Raw genomic sequence first — 18,732 nt, forward strand, 5'->3', positions numbered from 1 at the left:
GCGTCACCGCCCGGGTGCCACACTGTGGCGTGTGGAGCTGACCTTCGACGACCTCCTCACCCGTGCCCGGGCTCTCGCCGCGCCCGGGCGCCGCGCACTTCTCGGCATCGCGGGCAGCCCCGGTGCGGGCAAGTCGACCCTCGCCGGGCATCTGGTACGGGCCCTGAACGGCGACGGCGGGCCATGGGCGGCGTACGTCCCGATGGACGGCTTCCATCTCGCCGACGCCGAACTCGCCCGGCTCGGCCGTCTGGACCGCAAGGGCGCCCCGGACACCTTCGACGCGGCGGGGTACGCGGCGCTGCTGCGCCGGCTGCGCGAGGAGCGGGACGATACGGTGTACGCGCCCGGCTTCGAGCGGGTCCTGGAACAGCCGCTGGCGGGCGCGATCCCGGTGCCGCCGTCGGCCCGGCTGGTCGTGACGGAGGGCAACTACCTGCTGCTGGACACCGGCGCCTGGGCGCGGGTGCGGCGTGAACTGGACGAGGTGTGGTTCTGCGAGCTCGACGAGGACGAGCGCATCCGCCGTCTTGTCGCCCGTCACGAACAGTTCGGCAAGACGCACCAGGAGGCGGTGGAGTGGGTGCTGGGCACCGACCAGCGCAATGCGGAGCTGGTGGCGGCGACCCGGCACCGCGCGGACCTGGTCGTGCCGCAGACGGCCGTGCCGGCCGGCCGGCGCGCGGCCTGAGCCGGGCCGGGGCGCCCGGTGGGGCGCGGCGGACACGGGCGGGAACGGCCGCGGCAGCGGCGATGGCCGGTTCCTTGTGCGCACCCATGCTGGTCACGACGGCGAGTGGGCTATGTTGGGCGTCCGTGGGAGACAAAGGAGGCGCCTCGGTGCCATCGCCGCAGCAAGTCCGCGCACAGGCATCCACGATCACCTCGGGGAAGACGGCGCCCCCCGCTCAGGCCGCCCCGGCGTCCCAGCTCAGAGCGCTCTTCGACGGGCCGCACCTGTCTCCCGGGCAGCGTCGCATCGCCCAGTACCTGATCGAGAACATCGCCGAGGCGGCGTTCTTGTCGATCACGGAACTGGCGGACCGGGTCGGCGTCAGCCAGCCGTCGGTGACCCGGTTCGCCGCGGCGGTGGGTTTCAGCGGCTACCCCGCGTTGCGCGAACGGCTCCAGTCCATCGCGCTGCAGACGCTGGCCGGCGGACCGGGAACGGCCCAGGAGGACCGGGGCAACGAACTCCAGGCGGCCGTCGACGCCGAGATCGAGAACCTGGAGAACCTGCGCCGGGACTTCGCCGACCCCGACCGCGTGATCGACACCGGCCGCAAGCTGTCGCAGTCGACCCCGCTGACCGTGCTGGGTCTGCGCATCTCGGTGTCGCTCGCCGAGTACTTCGCCTACGCGGCACGGCGCATCCACCCGGATGTGCGGCTGGTGACCCGCGGCGGCAGCGTCGCCTACGATGCGCTGCTGCAGTCCCGCGAGGCCGGCGGCACCTGGGTGCTGGCGTTCTCCATGCCCCGGCACGCCCACGAGACCCTGGCCGCCGTACGGGTCGCCCGCAGCGCCGGACTCAAGGTGGCCCTGATCACCGACCTGCCGCTCGGACCGGTCGCCGAGGAGGCCGACGTCACCTTCGCCACCGGCACCGGCTCCCGTCTGGTCTTCGACTCCTACGCGGCGCCCATTGTGATGTGCGCGGCGCTGCTGCAGGCCATGACCGACGCCGACCCCGAGCGGACCCAGGCACGGCTGGAGGAGTACGAGCAGGTCGCCGACCAGCACCAGTTCTTCCTCCCGGAGTGAGCCGTCCTCCCGGAGCGGGGTGACCGGGAGCGGGCCGACCGGGTTCGACGTCCCCGGGGCGAGGGCCGGCATTCAGAGCGGACATGAATGTTTTCATACGTCTTGCAAAGTGGACGGCATATATAAATACTGCTCACGGATCACGGCCGGTCCACTGCCCGGCCGTGCTCGCCCCGCACACGGGCACCCCTGCGCCGCCGTCTCCCTCCGGCGCCGGCGTACGGAGTACCCACCGGGCCTCGCCTGTGCGAGCCCACGGCGGCCCCGGTCATCCCCTAGGCCGGGGCCTCCCCCCTGCCGGACGTCCCTTCCCGACGCCGCACACCCGGAAGCGAGACCATGCCCCTGACGACCACGCGCATCAGCCCGGACTGGCCCTGCCAGGTCAAGGCCCCCGGCAGCTACGACTGGGAGCGCTCGGCCACCAAGTGGCTGCGCGGACTGGTGCCGGCACGCTACGGCAGCTACCCCGCACTGATCCGCCATCCGGTGCTGCTCGCCCGTCATGCGCAGATCCAGGTCCAGCAGGAGATCCGGGTGGTCCGCACCGCCCTGCAGACGGCTCGCGCCGAACTGCCCCGGTTCGGCGTGTCCGAGTCGACCATCGAGCACACGATCAAGCTGTACGCGGCGGAGCTGTTGCAGTTGCAGCACATCGCCCGCAGCGTCCGCGCGGTGACCGAGGCCCTGGTGGAGCACGGCACCCAGCGCTGACCCCTCGTCAGCCCCTCCGGGCCGGCACGCCCCTGCGCAGCCCCGGCCCGGACATCACCCCCGATCGCCCCATATACCCTTTTATTCCGCTTGTTCGGCTGTCCCGTCTGCCCTGTCGCCCTGTCCCGCCGTCGCCGCCCGTCCTGTCCGCCCTGTCCGTCCGTCCTGTCCGCCCTGTCCGTCCTATCCGTCGTCGAGCGTCGTACGGGACTCCAGGGCGCGGCGGGTGTCGTCGCCGTAGACGCCCCTCTCGTCGCCGCTGATGCCGTACCAGAGCTGGAAGCGGGCCACGGCCTCCTTCAGCGTGCCGTCGTAGTGGCCGTTGACGGAGCCGTCGCGGTAGACGTCCGGAATGCGCAGGAGGCGCCGCTGCAGTGCGACGACGTCCGGGCCGGTGTCGCCCTCGCGCAGGGTGCCGGGGCCGTCCGGGTCGATCGACACGGTGGCGGTGACCGTGGAGGCGGTGGCGGCGGAGGCGTTGCCGGACGGCCGCGCGGCCGAGGCGGCGTCGGCCGCGCTCCTGGCCGGCAGCAGCAGGGCGCAGCCGAAGCCGATCAGGGCGGCCGCGACGACAGCCACCGCGACGGCGGCCCGGCGCAGACCACTGCCCGCCCCGGTGAGGGTCCGGTCCGGTGCGCTCTGCGGCGCGGGCCCCGAGAGCGGAGATCCCGGGGGCGGTGCGGGCGGCACGGGCGGCAGTTCCTCGGTCGTCTCCTCCGCGGGTGCGGGGGGCGTCGGCCGCACCGTGCCCCGGCGGTCGTCGCCGGCCTCGCGCTCGCGCTCCTGCGCCTCCTTGAACGCCTTGATGAGCTCGGCGAGGGCGTCGGTGCGCCGGGGCCGTATGACCCGCACCGGCTCCAGGGGCGTCCTGTCGTACGGCTCCCCGTGTTCCGGCGGTTTCGACACTCGGCGCTCCTTCCGTCCGTGTGCACGGCCCTCGTCCCGGGGAGTGATACGTGTCTGCCGCGCCGCCGGTTCAAGGGCTCCGGCCGTCACCGGGCGGCGGTGCGGCCGCCGGTGGCGAGAAAGCGGCGCAGGGAGGACTTCAGCGCGGCGACGAAGGCGTCCCTGCGGGTGTCGTCCAGGGCGTCCAGGGACAGGTAGGGGTTGAGGTCCTCCAGCTCGACCAGCAGCAGCCCGCCGCCGGGAGCGCGGCAGGCGTCGACGCGCTGGATGCCGTGGTCGAGGCCGTTCCAGTCGATGAAGCGCCGGGCGAACTCCAGGTCCTCGGGGGTGGGTTCGTACGGCCGCAGCTCCCAGCGCCGCTCCGGGTCCGGGGCGTACAGGGCGTACTGGAAGTCGTGGTCGACGAAGTAGAACGAGACCTCGTAGGCGAAGTCGATGTGCGGCTGGATCAGGACGGTGCCGTCGGCGAGGCCGGGCAGCTCGTCGGCGGTGACGATGCGCAGCCCCATGGAGTCGGCGCCCAGCTTGGGTTTGACCACGTACCGGTCGGCCGCGGGCAGCCGGTCGAGGTCCTCGGGCCGGTCGACGGTGGGGATGACCGGATGTCCGGCGGCGGTCAGGTCGAGGAGGTACTGCTTGCCGGCCATGTCCGCCCGGCCGGTGAGCGGGTTGTAGACCGGCATCGCACGGGCCAGGGCCCGGGCCCTGAAGTCGTCGTAGGCCTCCCGGTACGCCAGGACGGGCCCGCTGTTGCGGACGACGACGGCCTCAAAGGCGTCCATCAGCGCGGCCGCGTCCCTCGGGTGGCACAGGGCCAGGCCGAAGTCCTCGCGCAGCCGGGAGGTCAGGTAAATGTCCTCGTCGCAGTAGCGGCGCCCGCGCGCCGGGTACGCCAGGTCGGTGACGTAGAGGAGACGGGGACGCGCGAAGGGCATGGGGGGCTCCTGAGGCGTGATGCCGGGCGGACGGAGTAGGACGGACGGAAGACAGGACGGACGGGCTGGGAAGCGGAGGCAACAAGGGCGCAGAAAGGTTACTTTGCCAGGTGCTCCGCCCCTCCCGCCGCATGGGATGTCCAGCACGGACGACACTGCGTGCCATGGACATCCACCCCGGACACCCGTTCTCACCTCGGCTTTCCCCCGGAACCGATGCGAAGACCACCCCTTCCCCAAGTAACGGAACATCAGGGCGACCGGACACCTTTACGAGTGACACTGAGTGCCATACCCTGTGGCCGTGCACAGCGGCACGGACATCTGTGCACATGCGTGCACGGATGCGCCGCGCACGTGGGATTTCCGGCCGAGCGCAGGGAGTTGACCAGCGTGTACCACCACTCAGGAAACGCCGTTCGTCCGGCAGTCGGCTCCGTGACCGGCCTCCTCGAGTCCGGGGCCGACGACCCGGAGGCCCTGTACTTCCAGCGTTGCACCTGGTGCCGCACCGCCATGTACCAGCGGCTGCTGTGTCCGGTCTGCCGGGGCAGCGAGCTGCGGACCGAGCGCAGCGAGGGCGTCGGCACGGTCCGCCACTCCACGGTGGTGCACCGCAACACTCCCGCCGCGCGGAACGTGTCCCTGATCGAGATGAGCGAGGGCTTCATCGTGCGCGGCCGGGTCATGGGACCGCCCATCGGCATCCACAGCGGTGACCGGGTCCGGCTGTCCACGGCGAAGGACCCGGTGCGCGGCGAGCCCGTCTTCCAGCTGATCGACGAGCCGTACCGCGCCTGGACCTGACCTTCCGTCAACCGGGCCGGTGCCCAAAGGACTCGTCCGCCCGGCTCCGCCGCGGCACGGCACTCAGGGCCGCGCCCGGTCCTCTGCTTCCCCCGGCCCTTCGCGCGATCGCGACCAGCGTCAGCACCGCGCACCCGGCGTAGACGCAACCGGGCCAGGCGAGCAGCGCCGGATAGGCACCGGCGTGCACCTGCTGGTCCTCGACCCGGATCAGGGACGGCACCACCCGGGTGACGGTCGCCAGGGCCCACAGGACGAGCATGATCCTGCCGAGCGGGCGCTGCCCGAGGGGGCCGTGGGCCAGCCAGATCATGGCGGGCAGGCACCAGATCCAGTGGTGGCTCCAGGAGACGGGGGACACCAGCAGCCCGTACAGCTCCACGGCCACGAGGGCGCCGAGCAGGTCGTGCCGCCGTACCGCCGCGCGCACGGCCCGGGCCGCCGCCACCGTCACCAGGGCGAGCACCACCCCGTGAAGAATCGTGGAGAGGGCGGTGTCCTGCCCGAGCAGTCTGCTGAGCGCCCCGTGCAGGGACTGGTTGCGCACCGACCAGACCGGGCCGACGCGCCGGGTGTCCGTGACGAGCGCCGACCAGTAGCGTGCCGACTCGTGCGGGGCGACGCACCAGGCCAGGACCGCCGCCGCGGCGGCGGTCGCGACGGCCCAGGCCGCCGCCCGCCACTGCCGGGTCGCCAGCAGATACAGTCCGCCGACGGCCGGGGTCAGCTTCACCGACGCCGCCAGCCCCACCCCCGCTCCCCGGCCCGCCGCCGCACGCGGCACGGTCAGCCCCCACAGGACGACGGCGCCCAGCAGCAGGTTCACCTGCCCCTGGTCGAGGGTGTGCCGCACGGGTTCCAGCCACAGCCCGGCGGCGGCCCAGAGCAGGGCGCGTTCCCGTACCCGGACATCGCCGGGACGCGGGTCCAGCAACCGCACCGCGCACCCGGCGACGACGAGCAGCGCCGCCACGGAGAGCGTCTGCCAGAGCGCGACCAGCACCGCCCACGGAAGGTGCGCCAGCGGCAGGAACAGCAGCGCCGCGAAGGGCGGGTAGGTGAACGGCAGCCGGGGAATGGGCGGAACGGTCCACAGCGCGTAGTCGTACAGGCCCCCGGAGAGCACGTGCGGTGCGGCCTCGCGGTAGACACGCAGGTCCAGCGGGTCCGTCGGGTGGGTGACGACGGCGAGGACGTGAAGTGCCAGGGAGACGCCCAGACACCAGCCGGCATGACCGGCGAGCCACTGTCCGGCCCTGCGGCCCGTGGCCCAGATCCCCTTCACCGCACCAGCCCCGTCGTGTCGGCAGCGCCCGCAGACTAGCCCGGCGGACCCATGGGCCGGTCGCTGCCACGCCGGGCACCGGCAATACGGGGCGTTTTCCTGCCACTCGGGGCCAAAGGGATCCCCTGGAGCAGGAGGGGCCGGGATCAGAGCGCCCGGAGGCAGAGGGACCGGATCGGAGGGCTCCCGGAAGCGGAGGAGCCCGGATCGGACCGGATCGGAGGAGCCCCGGGTTCAGAGAGTCACCCGGATCCCGACGGTGCCCTGGGTGCCGCGGCGCAGTCGGCTGCCCAGCAGTACGAGGCGGCCCAGCACGCCGTACTTGCGGGCGATGAGAGCGCGGTAGCGCGCGGTGGTGGCCGGGTCGCAGATCTCCGCTGTCGCCGGCACCTGTTCGCCGGTGGGGTTGCCCCGTACGTCGCAGGGGCCGACGAGGACGTCGGCGCGGTTGCGGATCCGCTTGACCTTCCAGGAGTCGGCGGCCGTCCACACCCCGAGCGCGTCGCCGTCGCGCACCACCCACACCGGAGTGGCGACCGGGGTGCCGTTCCTGCGATAGCTGGTGATCAGCAGGTACTTCCCGGCCGCGAGCCGCTCCACCAGGGTGTTGTCGTCCATGCGCCAAGCTTAGGGGGTGTCTCTCGAGGAGGTGGCCGGCCGATCGGATGTGTCCGTCCGTTTGGTGAGCACCGACGAGACCCTCGCTCGGACGGGCCGTGGACGGCACCCGGGGGGATGATCCCGGCCGCAGTCCTGGCCGCAGTCCTGGCGGCGGCGGACGCCGGGGGACGCCGACGGCCGCCGGCCGAAGCGGCAGAACCCGGCGACGACCGACGCCGGTATGCGGTCAGCTCGCCCTGGCCGGGCCCGAGGTGTCGACCGCGAGGGAGACGGCGAGGGCGCCGAGCACCGTGCCCATCATGTAGCGCTGCGCCCTGAGCCAGGAGGGACGGCGGGAGAGGAAAACGGCGATCGTGCCGGCGGCGAGGACGATGGTGAGGTTGACCGCGACGCTGACCACGATCTGGACCGAGCCGAGGACGAGGCCCTGAAGGAGGACGTGGCCTTTGTCCAGGTCGATGAACTGAGGGATGAGCGAGAGGTACATGACGGCGATCTTCGGGTTGAGCAGGTTCGTCATCAGGCCCATCGTGAACAGCTTGCGCGGCGAGTCGTGCGGCACGTCCTGCGGGGCGAAGACGGAGATTCCGCCTGGTTTCAGGGCGTTCCAGGCGAGATGGGCGAGGTAGGCCGCGCCGGCCAGTTTCACCGCGACGTACAGCTCCGGTACGGCGATGAAGACGACCGAGAGGCCCAGGTTCGTGGCGACCAGGTACACCATGAAGCCCACCGCCACACCGCCGAGGGAGACCATTCCGGCACGCCTGCCCTGGGTGATGCTGCGGGAGACGAGATAGATCATGTTCGGGCCGGGGGTGAGCACCATGCCCAGGGCCACCACCGTCACACCGAGGACCCCGCTCGGTTCCACCATGAAAATCCCTCCCTCGCCCGCTTGCCCGCTTGCTCACTGTCCGCTGCTCTCGCGCACTGCCCTGGCCAGGTCGTGCGCGATGTCGTGGAGGAGATGACGGGTGAAGAAGCCGACGGTGAGCCTCGGGTCGGCCAGGCGCGGATCGCCGCGCTCCCAGTCGTCGTCGGTGAGCGCGGCCAGACGGCGGGCCAGAGCCTCGGCGGCCCGCCCCAGTTCCTCCGCCACCTGCTGCGGCTCCTCGTCCCGATAGCGCCGGGCGGTGTCCGTACCCACTCCCACGGATAATCTCGGTGCAATCAGCGATTGCCCGAGAATTGCATCGAGCCGGGTGTGGAACAGCAGACACATGTCCCGCACATGGCAGCCGGACTCCAGAAGCGACCAGGAGGGCGTACCGGTACGGCGGCCGCTCAGCCCCGGCGCCCGCAGCAGCCTTTGCCACCCGGCCGCGTACTCCTGAAGCGTGTCGGCGATCGCGTCCTGCCGGATCAGGCCGGATGTGAAACCGCAGCTTCGGCAGTCGGGCGAGGGCAGGGGGATGCGGCCGAGCGGCGACCCGGATCGCGTAGCCGTGTTCACTGCGTTCAGGCCCCCTTCCGGACTCGATGCAATATCCGGAGCATAAGGGAGGCAATAACTCGATGCAATGACAGCATTGCTCTCGGTGCAATACTATGGCCGGGTGAAGCGACCAGCGAGGGGAGAGCACGCCGTGAAGGACTATCGGAGCGTCGCCGACGCCGTGGCCGAGGACATCAGAGCCGGCATTCTCCGGCCCGGCGACCGGCTTCCCCCGCAGCGCGAGTTCGCACGGCAGCACGGCATCGCCGACTCCACGGCCGCGCGCGTGTACCAGGAGCTGGCCCGCCGGGGTCTGACGGTCGGCGAGGTCGGCCGGGGCACCTTCGTCCGGGCGGTACCGGCCGCCTCCGGGGCATCCGCCCCCGCGCTCACCGAACCGGCCGGCAGCCGGATCGACCTGGAGCTCAACTACCCGGCCGTACCGGAGCAGAGCGCCCTCCTCGCCGAAGGGCTCGACGCACTGCTGCGGCCCGACGCACTCGGCCGCGCCCTGCGCCCGGTCGGCACATCCGGCCTCCCGGCCGTCCAGGAGTCCGCCGCCGACATCCTCGCCTGCGGCGGCTGGCGCCCCGACCCGGAGCGCATCCTGTTCGCGGGCAACGGGCGGCAGGCCCTCTCGGCCGTCATCACCGCACTGGTGCCGCCCGGCGCGCGACTCGGCGTCGAGGAGCTGACCTACCCCGTCGTCAAGGCCGTCGCCGCCCGGCTCGGCATCACCCTCGTCCCCCTGGCCATGGACCACGCCGGCCTGATTCCCGAGGCCGTCGAGGAAGCGCACGCCGGCACCCCCCTGCACGCCGTCTACGTACAGCCCCGGCTGCACAACCCCCTCTCGCTCTCCCTGCCCGCCCAGCGCCTCGAGCAGCTGGCCGAGGTGCTGCTGCGGCTCGGCATCCCCGCGGTCGAGGACGCCATCTGGGCCTTCCTGCGGGACGAACTGCCGCCGCTCGCCGCCCACGCCCCCGAACGGACCGTGCTGATCGACAGCCTGAGCAAGCGCGTCGCGCCCGGCCTGACACTCGGCTTCGCCGTGGCACCTCCCGCCCTCGCGGGCAAGATCTCCGCCGCTCTGCGCTCGGGCGGCTGGGCCCCCATGCGGTTCGCCCTGGAAGCCGCCCACCGCTGGCAGCAGAACGGCACCGTGAGGAAGCTGGTCGAGGCCAAGCAGCGGGAAGCGGCCGTACGGCAGGAGATCGCAGCCCGGCATCTCGCCGGTTTCACCGTGCAAAGCGATCCGCGCTCCTACCACTGCTGGTGGCAGCTGCCCCGGCCCTGGCGCGCGGACACCTTCGTCGCGGCCGCCGCACGGCACGGCATCGGCGTCGTGCCCGCGGCCGCGTTCGCCGTCGGCCGCCACCATGCCCCCAACGCCATCCGCGTGGGCCTCGCCTCGCCCCCGCCGGACGTCCTCTCCCAGGCGCTCGGCACCCTCGTCGAACTCGCCCGGTCGGCACCGGAGGACCTCGTCACCGACTGACCACCCGCGACACCGCACCCACCGGCCGCACCACGGACGTCGCACGCCCGCTGCCGCCGCGGCCTCCGTCCGGTACCTGCCCGGACCGGTCCTGCCCCGGGCCGCCCGCGGACGGCTCCCGGCGGGAGCCCGTGGGCCGACTCCGGGGTGCCGCTCACCCGCCGGCCGGCGCCCCGGAAGAAGATCACCCGCGCGCTGAACACGGCCGTGCCGCGCCCCGTATGAAGGACAGGGCGCTCAACGACCGGAGTGCCCCGCGGTGTTGAGGTGTTGAGACCGTGTGTTCGGGGTTCGGGGAGCCAGGCATGAGGCACGTACGACGACGAGTCGTCCGGCGAGTGACACGGCTGACGGCCGTCGCGGGACTTGTTCTCGGAGGAGCGATGGTCACGCAGGCGGCGATGGCCGGTGAGACTCCCGGTGCCCCCGCCACCCTGCGCAGCACGGCGCGGCCGGCCGCCGCCGACAAGGGCTCCGAGCTGGTGGCACGGCTGGGAACCTCGCGTACCGCGGGCAGCTGGATCAACGCCGAGGGGCGGCCGGTCGTCGCCGTGACCGACGAGAAGGCGGCGGCCGAGGTACGGCAGGCGGGCGCCGAGGCCAAACTCGTACGGCACAGCATGAACGAGCTGAAGGCGGCCACCGCGACCCTGCGTGCCGCGCCGCGCGTGCCCGGCACGGCCTGGGTGATGGACTACCGCAACAACCGGGTGATCGTCCAGGCCGACAGCACCGTCTCCGCCGCCGACTGGAGCCGGATGACCAAGGTCGCCAACCGCATCGGCACCTTCGTGCACATGCAGCGCACCAAGGGCACCTTCACCACCCGCCTCAACGGGGCGCAGGCCATGCTGTCGACCGGCGGACGCTGCTCGGCCGGCTTCAACGTGACCGACGGGCAGCGCGACTTCATCCTCACCGCCGGGCACTGCGGGCCCACGGGGTCCATCTGGTTCGCCGACGGGCAGGGCGGCCAGGAACTCGGCAGGACCGTCAAGTCCTCCTTCCCGGGCGGTGACTTCTCCCTGGTCCAGTACACCTCCGGCGGTGCCGGCCAGGGCGCCGAGATCGTGGCGATCGGCGGCGGCAGGGGCGTACGGATCACGGGGGCGGCCGATCCGGTCGTGGGGCAGCGGGTGTTCCGCAGCGGCAGCACGACCGGGCTGCGCACCGGCGAGGTGACCGGTCTGAACGCGACCGTGAACTACCCCGAGGGCACCGTCACCGGTCTGATCCAGACGACGGTGTGCGCCGAGTCGGGCGACAGCGGCGGCCCGCTGTTCTCCGAGGGCATCGCCCTGGGAGTGACCTCGGGCGGCAGCGGCGACTGCACCACGGGCGGCACGACGTTCTTCCAGCCGGTCACCAAGGCGCTGGCCGCGCTCGACGTGAAGCTGATCGTGGCGCCGCCGCAGCAGGACACCGGGACGTCCTCCGGCTCGTCTTCCGAGGAGACCCCCCAGAGCGCCGTCGCCCCCGACGCCGCCTCCCCCGGCTCCTCCGCCCCGGTCACCGGCGGCACCGGCAGCACCACCCTGCTCTCCCGTCTCTCCGACCCCTCGAATGTCGGCCCCGGCCTCATGGTCATCGCCGGCAGCCTGATCGTCCTGGTCGCCGCCCGCTGGATCCGCACGGAACAGGAGCGAAAGGCCTATCAGCGGTACTACTCGGCGACCTGGGGCTGACCGGGGCCGGCCGCCGTCCGGAGCCCGTCGGGGACGGCCCGGGAAGGGCACTTGATGTGAGACAGGGCACCCATGGACCCATGGGTGCCCGGAAGAGGGGTCCGCGAGCCCGGGGGCGGGGCCGCGGAGGAGAGACGGCTCAGGCGGCCCTGAGCGACGAGTGAGCGGCGGCCCACTCCCTCACGAGACGCTGGTACTCCTCGCGCTGCTCGCTGGTCAGTGTCCCGCCCGACCGGCGCCACAGGGCCCGGATCTCCTCGTTGACCTCCGCGGCCGATCGCTCGGAGACGAGTTCAACAGTGGTGGACATGCCGTGAAGCATAGGCCGCCCGAGGTGAAGGCGCTGTGAATAAGTACGAGCGATACGGACCTATCGGACCGTGTTGCTCATCACGTCCATTCACCAGGAGCCCGGCGGTAGTTCGCGATTCAACCGCCGCCGGGCGCCGGTGTCCGCCCGCGCTCAGGTGCCCGGCTTGCGGCCGTAGATGTACACGTCGTCGCCCGTCCTCAGCAGCGACCAGTACTTCTTGGCGTCCTTCGAGGTCATGTTGACGCAGCCGTGCGAGCCGGGCGGGTTCCACATGCTCAGACCGGCCGAGTGGAAGGCCTGGCCGCCGTCGAAGAACTGGCTGTACGGCATGGGCACGTTGTAGATGGTCGAGACGTGGTCGATGTTCCGCCAGTAGATCTTCTTCAGGCCGGTGCGCGTCTGGTATCCCTTGCGGCCGGTGCGCACCGGCACGGGCCCGTACACCAGCCGGCTGCCGTCCTGGATCCAGCTGAGCTGGAGGGTGAGGTTGACGCAGGCTATCCGGCCCTTGTTCACCGGGCACTTGCCGGCCTTGTTGGGCTTCTTGCCCACGGCTTTCTGCTTGTTCATCAGATCCATCACGCCCCAGGTGACGGGACCCGCGTAGCCGATGTTCGGCCTGATGCCGTGCTTGTTCTGGAAGGCCCGTATGGCCTTGCAGTCCGCGGACGACTGCCGTCCGTCGACCGGCCGGCCGAGGAACTTCTCCACCTTCTTCTGGTACGGCCCGGCCTTCTTCGTGCAGCTCGCCGCCTGCGCGGGCGTGGCGCCGACCACGAGGGTGAGCGGCGCCACCAGTCCTGTGACGGCCAGTAAGACCGCGCCCCGTCTGCCCAGATCTCTCATGACAACCCCTCTCCCCTCGATCCTTGATGTCCGGTGTGCCGGCGCTCGGTGCGTTTCTGCGCTTCTGGACACCCAGACGCTCGCCGGGGGCGATTGGTTGTGCTGCGACTCACATGGAACGAGACGGTGACACCCGCCTCCGGCGGGTTCCGGACGGCCCCAGTGGTCCGTCCCCTTCCCGTGCGCCGAGCCCGCTGCGCCGGACTCGGCGCAGCGGACGACCGGGTGGGCGGACGGGGTGCGCGGTCACCGGTAGCCGGTCGTGTCCGCCGGCTTGCCCTGGTCCTGGACCTCGCGGAGGTAGCGCCAGGCGTCGGGACGGCTGCCGTCCAGATCGGTGTAGCCGTAGACCTGGGCGAGACCGCCGCTGGAGAGGGACCGGCCGTTCCAGCGGGCCACGTCCGGGTCGGCGGCCAGGGCGGCGACGGCACGGCCCGCATAGCGGGGAGTCTCGGAGATGGCGAAGTGGGGGACCTTCTCCAGGGCGTCGCGCCAGTTCTCCTCGGTCACCCCGTAGTGGTCGAGCATCATCTCCGAGCGCATCCAGCCGGGCGTCAGGGCGACGGCGGTGGCACCGCGCGGACCGAGTTCATGGGCGAGGGCGAAGGCCATGCGCAGGACGGCCGCCTTGGCGAGGTCGTAGAAGAAGTTGACGCGGTAGGTGTCCCGGTTGTACTCGGCGGTGCCGTCGGTCATCTCCACCACCAGGCCGCCGGGGCGGCGCAGCAGCAGGGGCAGGGCGAAGTGGCTGGTGATCACGTGGGTCTCCACCGCCAGGCGCAGCAGCCGCAGCCCGTCGGCGAGATCGTGCTCCCACACCGGGGTGTCCCACGCGAAGAGATGCTCCCCGCCCCAGACGTCGTTGACGAGGACGTCGAGCCGGCCCTGTTCCCGCTCGACGCGGTCCACCAGGGCACGCACCTGGTCCGGCTCCAGATGGTCGGTGGGTACGGCGATGCCGTGGCCGCCGGCCTCGGTCACCAGGTCGGCGGTGTCCTCGATGGTCTCGGGGCGGTTGTACTCCGAGCGGCGGGTGCGGGTGGTGCGTCCGGTGACGTACACGGTGGCACCGGCCGCGCCGAGCTCCACCGCGATTCCCCGCCCCGCTCCCCGTGTCGCTCCCGCGACCAGCGCGACCTTGCCCTGCAGCGGACCCGGCATACCCGGCCTCCTGTGTGTCGTCCCGTCGGTGCGATTGCCGTTACCGAGGGTGCCGGGGAAACCGGACATCTTCTGTCGTCTTTTACGGCCGGTACGTTTTGGGCCGGCACTTTTTCGATCGACTCGTCCTGCGCGGTTCTTCGACCGGCTCGTCCTGTGCGGCCGGTCCGCCCCATGGGGCGGTCGACTCGTCGTATGCGGCGTCCGCGTGTGCGGCTGCGGCCGGTCCGCCGAGGAGCCGCCGCGGACCGGGCCGCACGAGCGGTTTCCGGGCTCGTGCGGCCCGCGTCCGTCCGTCAGTGACCGCGGTCGATCCACTCCTGAAGGTGCGGGGCCTCGGCGCCGATGGTGGTGGAGTCGCCGTGACCGGTGAGGACCTTCGTCTCCGGTGGCAGCGTCAGCAGACGGTCCCTGATCGAGTCGATGATCGTCGGGAAGTCGGAGTACGAGCGCCCGGTGGCTCCCGGACCGCCCTGGAAGAGGGTGTCGCCGGTGAAGACCGTGGCGAGTCCGGGGTCGTAGAGGCAGACCGCGCCCGGGGCGTGGCCGGGCGTGTGGATGACCTTCAGATCGGCGCCCGCGGCCTCGATCACCTGGCCGTCGGCCAGGTGCTCGTCGGGTTCGCGGTCCGGGTGGGTCATCCGCCACAGCGGCATGTCGTCGGGGTGCAGCCAGATCTTCGCACCGGTGAGATCGGCGAGGGCGGGGGCCGCGTTGACATGGTCGTTGTGGGCGTGGGTGCACACGATCGCGGTCAGCCGCCGGTCGCCCACGGCCTTGGCGACGGCCTGGGCGTCGTGGGCGGCGTCGATGACGATCGCCTCGTGGTCGTCGCCGACGATCCAGACGTTGTTGTCGACGTCCCAGGTGCCGCCGTCGAGCGTGAACTGCCCGGAAGTGACGACGCGTTCGATGCGCGCGGCCATCACAGCACCACCACCGAACGCAGCACGTCGCCGCAGTTCATCCGCTCGAACGCCTTCTCCACCTCGTCCAGTTGGATGGTCTCGGTGACGAACTTGTCCAGCGGCAGGCGTCCTTGCAGATGCAGGTCGATGAGCATCGGGAAGTCCCGGGAGGGCAGGCAGTCGCCGTACCAGCTCGACTTCAGCGCACCGCCGCGCCCGAAGACGTCCAGCAGCGGCAGTTCCAGTTTCATCTCCGGCGTCGGTACGCCCACCAGGACGACCGTGCCGGCCAGGTCACGGGCGTAGAAGGCCTGCCGGTACGTCTCCGGGCGGCCCACGGCCTCGATGACGACGTCGGCGCCGAAGCCGCCGGTCAGCTCGCGGATCGCCTCGACCGGGTCGGTCTTCGTGGAGTTGACCGTGTGCGTGGCGCCCATGGTGCGGGCGGTCTCGAGCTTGCGGTCGTCGATGTCGACGGCGATGATCTTCGCCGCGCCCGCCAGGTACGACCCGGCGATCGCCGCGTCGCCGACGCCGCCGCAGCCGATGACGGCGACCGAGTCGCCGCGGCCGACATTCCCGGTGTTGATCGCCGCGCCGATGCCGGCCATCACACCGCAGCCCAGCAGACCGGCCACCGCCGGGGAGACGGACGGGTCGACCTTGGTGCACTGGCCGGCCGCCACCAGGGTCTTCTCGGCGAAGGCGCCGATGCCGAGGGCCGGGGAGAGTTCCGTGCCGTCGGTGAGCGTCATCTTCTGCCGCGCGTTGTGGGTGTCGAAGCAGTACCAGGGCCGCCCGCGCTCACAGGCACGGCACGTGCCGCACACGGCCCGCCAGTTCAGGATCACGAAGTCGCCGGGTGCGACGTCGGTGACGTTCTCGCCGACCGACTCCACCACGCCCGCGGCCTCATGACCGAGCAGGAACGGGAACTCGTCGTTGATGCCTCCCTGCTTGTAGTGCAGGTCGGTGTGGCAGACGCCGCAGGCCTGGACCCGTACGACGGCCTCACCCGGCCCCGGATCCGGCACGACGATCGTCTCGACCCGCACAGGCTCGTTCTTCCCGGGTGCGATCACGCCGCGCACTTCCTGCGCCATGGTGCTGTCCCCTTCCGTCGAGCGGTTCCGTCCCCCTCGACCCTACGCGCGATGGATCGGCAAAGCACCGACAAGCGCGGCGACCGGGCTGCGTTTGCCCGGCTCACCGCAGCGGAGGAGTCTCGAAGAGTGAAACCCGCCGCGGCCCGCTCCTCCCGGACCGCCGCCCCCGCAGGAGGTCACCCCATGGCTACCAGGTCAAGCCCCGTCTTCGACATCGACACGCTGCGCCGCGGCATCGAAGGAGACACGGCGTCCGCGCTGCTGTCGCTGTACGCGGACGACGCGGAGATCCGCATCGTGGACCGCGACGCCCCGCCCAGCCATCCCAAGGTTCTGCGCGGACGCGAGGAGATCGGCTCGATGCTGGACGACATCTACGGCCGCGACATGACGCACAAGCTGGAGCAGTGCGTCCTGCAGGGCGACCACGCCGCCTATGTCGAGTCCTGCGAGTATCCGGACGGCGTGCGCGTGCTCGCCGAGTCCATGGTCTCGCTGCGCGACGGCAGGATCGCCGATCAGGTCATGATCCAGGCCTGGGACGAATAGAACGAATAGAACGAGCAGAACGACCGGGACGAGCAGAACGAGCAGGACAAGTAAAAGAACAGAGGCAGGCCGTGAGGTCGCGGGCCGGCTCCCGGCCGGCCCGGATCCGCCCGGCCGGGGACACGCCGTGTCCCCGGCCGGCTATGTCTCAGGACACCAGCCCGGTGGCCGCAGGATGGCCAGCAGCTGGCGGACCAGTTCGTCGACCACCTCGTCCAGGGAGGCCTCCACCCAGCCCGCACTCCAGTCGTGCAGAAGGCCGTTGACGCTGCCGATGAAGGCCGTCGCGGCGATCCGGTAGTCGCGGGGCGCCGCCTCGCCGCGCTCGGCGGCGGCCCGGGCCTCGGCACAGATGAGATCGACCCAGCGGGAGCGGCGCCGAAGGCGCTGCTCCTCCAGACGCGGGCTGACGCCGATGATCTCGACGAAGGCGATGCGGACCCGGCGCGGGTCCGAGGTGACATTGGCGGCGTAGGCGCGGAAGAGAGCGGTGACGCGTTCGGCGAGCGGCAGTCGCCCGGCCTCGGCGAGGGCGTCCAGGACGGCCTGCTCGGCCCAGGCGTTGACCTCGAGGTGAAGGGCGGCCAGAACGTCCTCGAGGGTGCAGAACTCCTCGTAGAACTGACGGGTCGACAGTCCGGCGGCCTCGCTGAGCGCGGCGACGGTCGTCGCGCGGTAGCCGGGGGTGTCGCCGAACAGTCGCAGTGCCGCGTCCAGGAAGCGGCGGCGCCGCTCGGCCTGTCGCTCGGCGGCCGATCTGCCGCCGTAACGGCCGGTCGGCGCCCTCAGTCTGCCCGCCACGCTCTCCCCCTTCGTACGCCCGCTCCAATTTTGTCGTGTACACGGTCTTGTGAAGCAGGCGCCCCCTCCTTACTTTTCAGTAAGTCAACTGTGAAACCAGTGGTGTTCAGAATCCCGGCTCCCCATCACAGAGAAGAGAGCAGTCATGCCTGCTGTCAGAATCAGGCACCTTTGCTCCATGGCCGCCGCCCTGGCCCTGGCCGTCGCCGCCCCCACCACCGCCACCGCGGCACCGCAGGACCCGGCCGGGCTGCGGGAGGTCCTGTTCGTCGGCAACAACTGGGACGGCACCGCCGATGTCCTGAAGTCCAGCGGTGACTTCGCGAAGATCGGCCGTATCAATGTCATCCCCGACAAGAAGCAACGGATGGCCGAGATCAACGCCGACCCGATCAGGTGGATCTACTTCCAGGTGATCCGGAACAGTGTCGGCGAGGGCCACGACCAGTTCGTCGACGACATGTACTCCACCCCGGACGGGAAGTCCGTGGTGGTCTCCCGGCCCAGTTTCGCCGACGTCGTCTCGATAGACCTGGCCAGCGGAAACATCAACTGGCGTTTCCCCGTGGCCGGTTACCGCTCCGATCACATGGCCGTCTCCCCCGACGGCACCCGGGTCGCGGTCTCCGCCTCCACCGCGAACACCGTGCATGTGCTGGACATCAACACCGGAAAGCAGCTCGGTTCGTTCGCCACCGGCGACAAGCCGCACGAGAACATCTTCACCCGGGACGGCAAGTACCTCTGGAACATGTCCATCGGGGAGGTCCACACCGCGCTGGACGACCCGTTCTGGGACTGGACCAAGGGCGACCGGCGCATCACCGTCGCGGACGCCACGACGTACAAGCAGGTCCGGAACATCGACATGCGCCCGCGCCTGGACGCGATCGGCCTGAAGAACTTCTCCGACGCGGTGCGGCCCGCGGTCTTCTCCCCCGACGAGTCCAAGCTGTACTTCCAGGTGTCGTTCTTCAACGGCTTCCTGGAGTACGACGTCGCCTCCGACACCATCACCCGGGTCAAGACGCTGCCGAAGAACCCGCAGACCAGCGAGGACCGCACCACCTGGGTCAACGACTCACGCCACCACGGCCTTTCGATGAACCCCGAGGGCACCAAGCTGTGCGTGGCCGGCACCATGGACGACTACGCGACCGTCGTCGACCGCGCGACCCTGCAGGAGGGCCCGCTGGTCACCGCCTCCAAGCCCTACTGGGCCACGGTCAGCGGCGACGGCAAGAGCTGCGTCGTCTCGGAGAGCGGCTCCGACCAGGTCACGGCCATCGACTTCGCCACCGGGCGGAAGGTGACGTCGGTCCCGGTCGGCGACCATCCGCAGCGGGTCCGTCTGGGCCATGTGCCGGCCGGCTGGACGGGGCCGTCGGCGGGGTGACG

General features: G+C 71.3%; 20 protein-coding genes. 8 read left to right on the top strand and 12 right to left on the bottom strand.

Annotation, left to right across the window (positions count from 1 at the left end; translation table 11 throughout):
• Positions 1-31 precede the first annotated feature (31 nt).
• The 3 genes from ABD224_RS19445 (at position 32) to ABD224_RS19455 (ending at position 2,478) form a co-directional block, all read left to right on the top strand.
• Positions 32-691, top strand: coding sequence for a nucleoside/nucleotide kinase family protein (locus ABD224_RS19445; RefSeq protein ID WP_344051567.1), 660 nt, complete (start codon positions 32-34; stop codon positions 689-691).
• A gap of 149 nt (positions 692-840) precedes the next feature.
• Positions 841-1,764 (top strand): MurR/RpiR family transcriptional regulator, encoded by a 924-nt coding sequence (locus ABD224_RS19450; RefSeq protein WP_344051569.1) that lies wholly within the window; start codon positions 841-843, stop codon positions 1,762-1,764.
• Positions 1,765-2,103: 339 nt separating this feature from the next.
• Positions 2,104-2,478, top strand: a complete 375-nt coding sequence (locus ABD224_RS19455) for a hypothetical protein (protein WP_344051571.1) — start codon at positions 2,104-2,106, stop codon at positions 2,476-2,478.
• A gap of 183 nt (positions 2,479-2,661) precedes the next feature.
• Here the strand turns inward: ABD224_RS19455 and ABD224_RS19460 are convergent, their stop codons facing one another.
• Both ABD224_RS19460 and ABD224_RS19465 read right to left on the bottom strand, forming a co-directional pair.
• Positions 2,662-3,384, bottom strand: a complete 723-nt coding sequence (locus ABD224_RS19460) for a peptidoglycan-binding domain-containing protein (protein WP_344051573.1) — start codon at positions 3,382-3,384, stop codon at positions 2,662-2,664.
• Between the two features lie 86 nt (positions 3,385-3,470).
• Positions 3,471-4,319, bottom strand: coding sequence for an ATP-grasp domain-containing protein (locus tag ABD224_RS19465; protein WP_344051575.1), 849 nt, complete (start codon positions 4,317-4,319; stop codon positions 3,471-3,473).
• 393 nt (positions 4,320-4,712) lie between these two features.
• On the opposite strand from ABD224_RS19465, the gene ABD224_RS19470 reads away from it, so the two are divergent.
• Positions 4,713-5,126 carry a Zn-ribbon domain-containing OB-fold protein gene (locus tag ABD224_RS19470; protein WP_344051577.1) on the top strand — a complete coding sequence of 138 codons (414 nt, stop codon included), beginning with the start codon at positions 4,713-4,715 and terminating at the stop codon, positions 5,124-5,126.
• A gap of 7 nt (positions 5,127-5,133) precedes the next feature.
• Here the strand turns inward: ABD224_RS19470 and ABD224_RS19475 are convergent, their stop codons facing one another.
• The 4 genes from ABD224_RS19475 to ABD224_RS19490 form a co-directional block, all read right to left on the bottom strand.
• Positions 5,134-6,411, bottom strand: coding sequence for a glycosyltransferase 87 family protein (locus ABD224_RS19475; protein ID WP_344051579.1), 1,278 nt, complete (start codon positions 6,409-6,411; stop codon positions 5,134-5,136).
• 234 nt (positions 6,412-6,645) lie between these two features.
• Complete coding sequence (locus ABD224_RS19480; RefSeq protein ID WP_344051581.1) at positions 6,646-7,029, bottom strand: PPOX class F420-dependent oxidoreductase; 384 nt, start codon at positions 7,027-7,029, stop codon at positions 6,646-6,648.
• 229 nt (positions 7,030-7,258) lie between these two features.
• Positions 7,259-7,906 (bottom strand): LysE family translocator, encoded by a 648-nt coding sequence (locus ABD224_RS19485; RefSeq protein WP_344051583.1) that lies wholly within the window; start codon positions 7,904-7,906, stop codon positions 7,259-7,261.
• A gap of 33 nt (positions 7,907-7,939) precedes the next feature.
• Entirely contained in the window at positions 7,940-8,485 is a 546-nt protein-coding gene (locus tag ABD224_RS19490) for a DinB family protein (RefSeq protein ID WP_344051585.1), read from the bottom strand.
• 133 nt (positions 8,486-8,618) lie between these two features.
• On the opposite strand from ABD224_RS19490, the gene ABD224_RS19495 reads away from it, so the two are divergent.
• Together ABD224_RS19495 and ABD224_RS19500 are read left to right on the top strand one after the other, a co-directional pair.
• Positions 8,619-9,965 carry an aminotransferase-like domain-containing protein gene (locus ABD224_RS19495; protein WP_344051587.1) on the top strand — a complete coding sequence of 449 codons (1,347 nt, stop codon included), beginning with the start codon at positions 8,619-8,621 and terminating at the stop codon, positions 9,963-9,965.
• Between the two features lie 305 nt (positions 9,966-10,270).
• Positions 10,271-11,650: a S1 family peptidase gene (locus ABD224_RS19500; protein ID WP_344051589.1), complete on the top strand. Its 1,380-nt coding sequence runs from the start codon at positions 10,271-10,273 to the stop codon at positions 11,648-11,650.
• 139 nt (positions 11,651-11,789) lie between these two features.
• Here the strand turns inward: ABD224_RS19500 and ABD224_RS19505 are convergent, their stop codons facing one another.
• The 5 genes from ABD224_RS19505 to ABD224_RS19525 form a co-directional block, all read right to left on the bottom strand.
• Positions 11,790-11,972 carry a hypothetical protein gene (locus ABD224_RS19505; protein ID WP_344051591.1) on the bottom strand — a complete coding sequence of 61 codons (183 nt, stop codon included), beginning with the start codon at positions 11,970-11,972 and terminating at the stop codon, positions 11,790-11,792.
• 141 nt (positions 11,973-12,113) lie between these two features.
• Positions 12,114-12,809 carry a L,D-transpeptidase family protein gene (locus ABD224_RS19510; RefSeq protein ID WP_344051593.1) on the bottom strand — a complete coding sequence of 232 codons (696 nt, stop codon included), beginning with the start codon at positions 12,807-12,809 and terminating at the stop codon, positions 12,114-12,116.
• Between the two features lie 246 nt (positions 12,810-13,055).
• Complete coding sequence (locus tag ABD224_RS19515; protein ID WP_344051595.1) at positions 13,056-13,970, bottom strand: SDR family oxidoreductase; 915 nt, start codon at positions 13,968-13,970, stop codon at positions 13,056-13,058.
• Between the two features lie 296 nt (positions 13,971-14,266).
• Positions 14,267-14,896, bottom strand: a complete 630-nt coding sequence (locus ABD224_RS19520) for an MBL fold metallo-hydrolase (RefSeq protein ID WP_344051597.1) — start codon at positions 14,894-14,896, stop codon at positions 14,267-14,269.
• Positions 14,896-15,981 (bottom strand): S-(hydroxymethyl)mycothiol dehydrogenase, encoded by a 1,086-nt coding sequence (locus ABD224_RS19525; protein ID WP_344051599.1) that lies wholly within the window; start codon positions 15,979-15,981, stop codon positions 14,896-14,898. Before ABD224_RS19525 ends, ABD224_RS19520 begins: the two co-directional genes overlap by 1 nt.
• Positions 15,982-16,167: 186 nt before the next feature.
• Between ABD224_RS19525 and ABD224_RS19530 the strand changes: the two genes are divergently transcribed.
• Positions 16,168-16,533: a nuclear transport factor 2 family protein gene (locus ABD224_RS19530; RefSeq protein ID WP_344051601.1), complete on the top strand. Its 366-nt coding sequence runs from the start codon at positions 16,168-16,170 to the stop codon at positions 16,531-16,533.
• A gap of 141 nt (positions 16,534-16,674) precedes the next feature.
• Here ABD224_RS19530 and ABD224_RS19535 read toward each other — a convergent pair whose 3' ends face one another.
• The gene (locus tag ABD224_RS19535) at positions 16,675-17,334 is read right to left on the bottom strand and encodes a TetR/AcrR family transcriptional regulator (RefSeq protein ID WP_344051603.1); all 660 of its coding nucleotides are present in this window, start codon (positions 17,332-17,334) and stop codon (positions 16,675-16,677) included.
• 145 nt (positions 17,335-17,479) lie between these two features.
• Between ABD224_RS19535 and ABD224_RS19540 the strand changes: the two genes are divergently transcribed.
• Positions 17,480-18,730, top strand: a complete 1,251-nt coding sequence (locus tag ABD224_RS19540; RefSeq protein WP_344051605.1) for a YncE family protein — start codon at positions 17,480-17,482, stop codon at positions 18,728-18,730.
• The last annotated feature ends 2 nt before the right edge of the window (positions 18,731-18,732 follow it).

It is taken from the genome of Streptomyces thermoalcalitolerans, from assembly GCF_039525155.1.
Lineage (GTDB): Bacteria > Actinomycetota > Actinomycetes > Streptomycetales > Streptomycetaceae > Streptomyces > Streptomyces thermovulgaris.

What these genes read in the sequence shown, in the direction of transcription:
- ABD224_RS19500 (WP_344051589.1), top strand. Translation starts at nt 10,271, where the DNA reads ATGAGGCACGTACGACGACGAGTCGTCCGGCGAGTGACACGGCTGACG.
- ABD224_RS19455 (WP_344051571.1), top strand. Translation starts at nt 2,104, where the DNA reads ATGCCCCTGACGACCACGCGCATCAGCCCGGACTGGCCCTGCCAGGTC.
- ABD224_RS19540 (WP_344051605.1), top strand. Translation starts at nt 17,480, where the DNA reads ATGCCTGCTGTCAGAATCAGGCACCTTTGCTCCATGGCCGCCGCCCTG.
- ABD224_RS19505 (WP_344051591.1), bottom strand. Translation starts at nt 11,972, where the DNA reads ATGCTTCACGGCATGTCCACCACTGTTGAACTCGTCTCCGAGCGATCG.
- ABD224_RS19510 (WP_344051593.1), bottom strand. Translation starts at nt 12,809, where the DNA reads ATGAGAGATCTGGGCAGACGGGGCGCGGTCTTACTGGCCGTCACAGGA.
- ABD224_RS19485 (WP_344051583.1), bottom strand. Translation starts at nt 7,906, where the DNA reads ATGGTGGAACCGAGCGGGGTCCTCGGTGTGACGGTGGTGGCCCTGGGC.
- ABD224_RS19515 (WP_344051595.1), bottom strand. Translation starts at nt 13,970, where the DNA reads ATGCCGGGTCCGCTGCAGGGCAAGGTCGCGCTGGTCGCGGGAGCGACA.
- ABD224_RS19530 (WP_344051601.1), top strand. Translation starts at nt 16,168, where the DNA reads ATGGCTACCAGGTCAAGCCCCGTCTTCGACATCGACACGCTGCGCCGC.
- ABD224_RS19465 (WP_344051575.1), bottom strand. Translation starts at nt 4,319, where the DNA reads ATGCCCTTCGCGCGTCCCCGTCTCCTCTACGTCACCGACCTGGCGTAC.
- ABD224_RS19525 (WP_344051599.1), bottom strand. Translation starts at nt 15,981, where the DNA reads ATGGCGCAGGAAGTGCGCGGCGTGATCGCACCCGGGAAGAACGAGCCT.
- ABD224_RS19520 (WP_344051597.1), bottom strand. Translation starts at nt 14,896, where the DNA reads ATGGCCGCGCGCATCGAACGCGTCGTCACTTCCGGGCAGTTCACGCTC.
- ABD224_RS19480 (WP_344051581.1), bottom strand. Translation starts at nt 7,029, where the DNA reads ATGGACGACAACACCCTGGTGGAGCGGCTCGCGGCCGGGAAGTACCTG.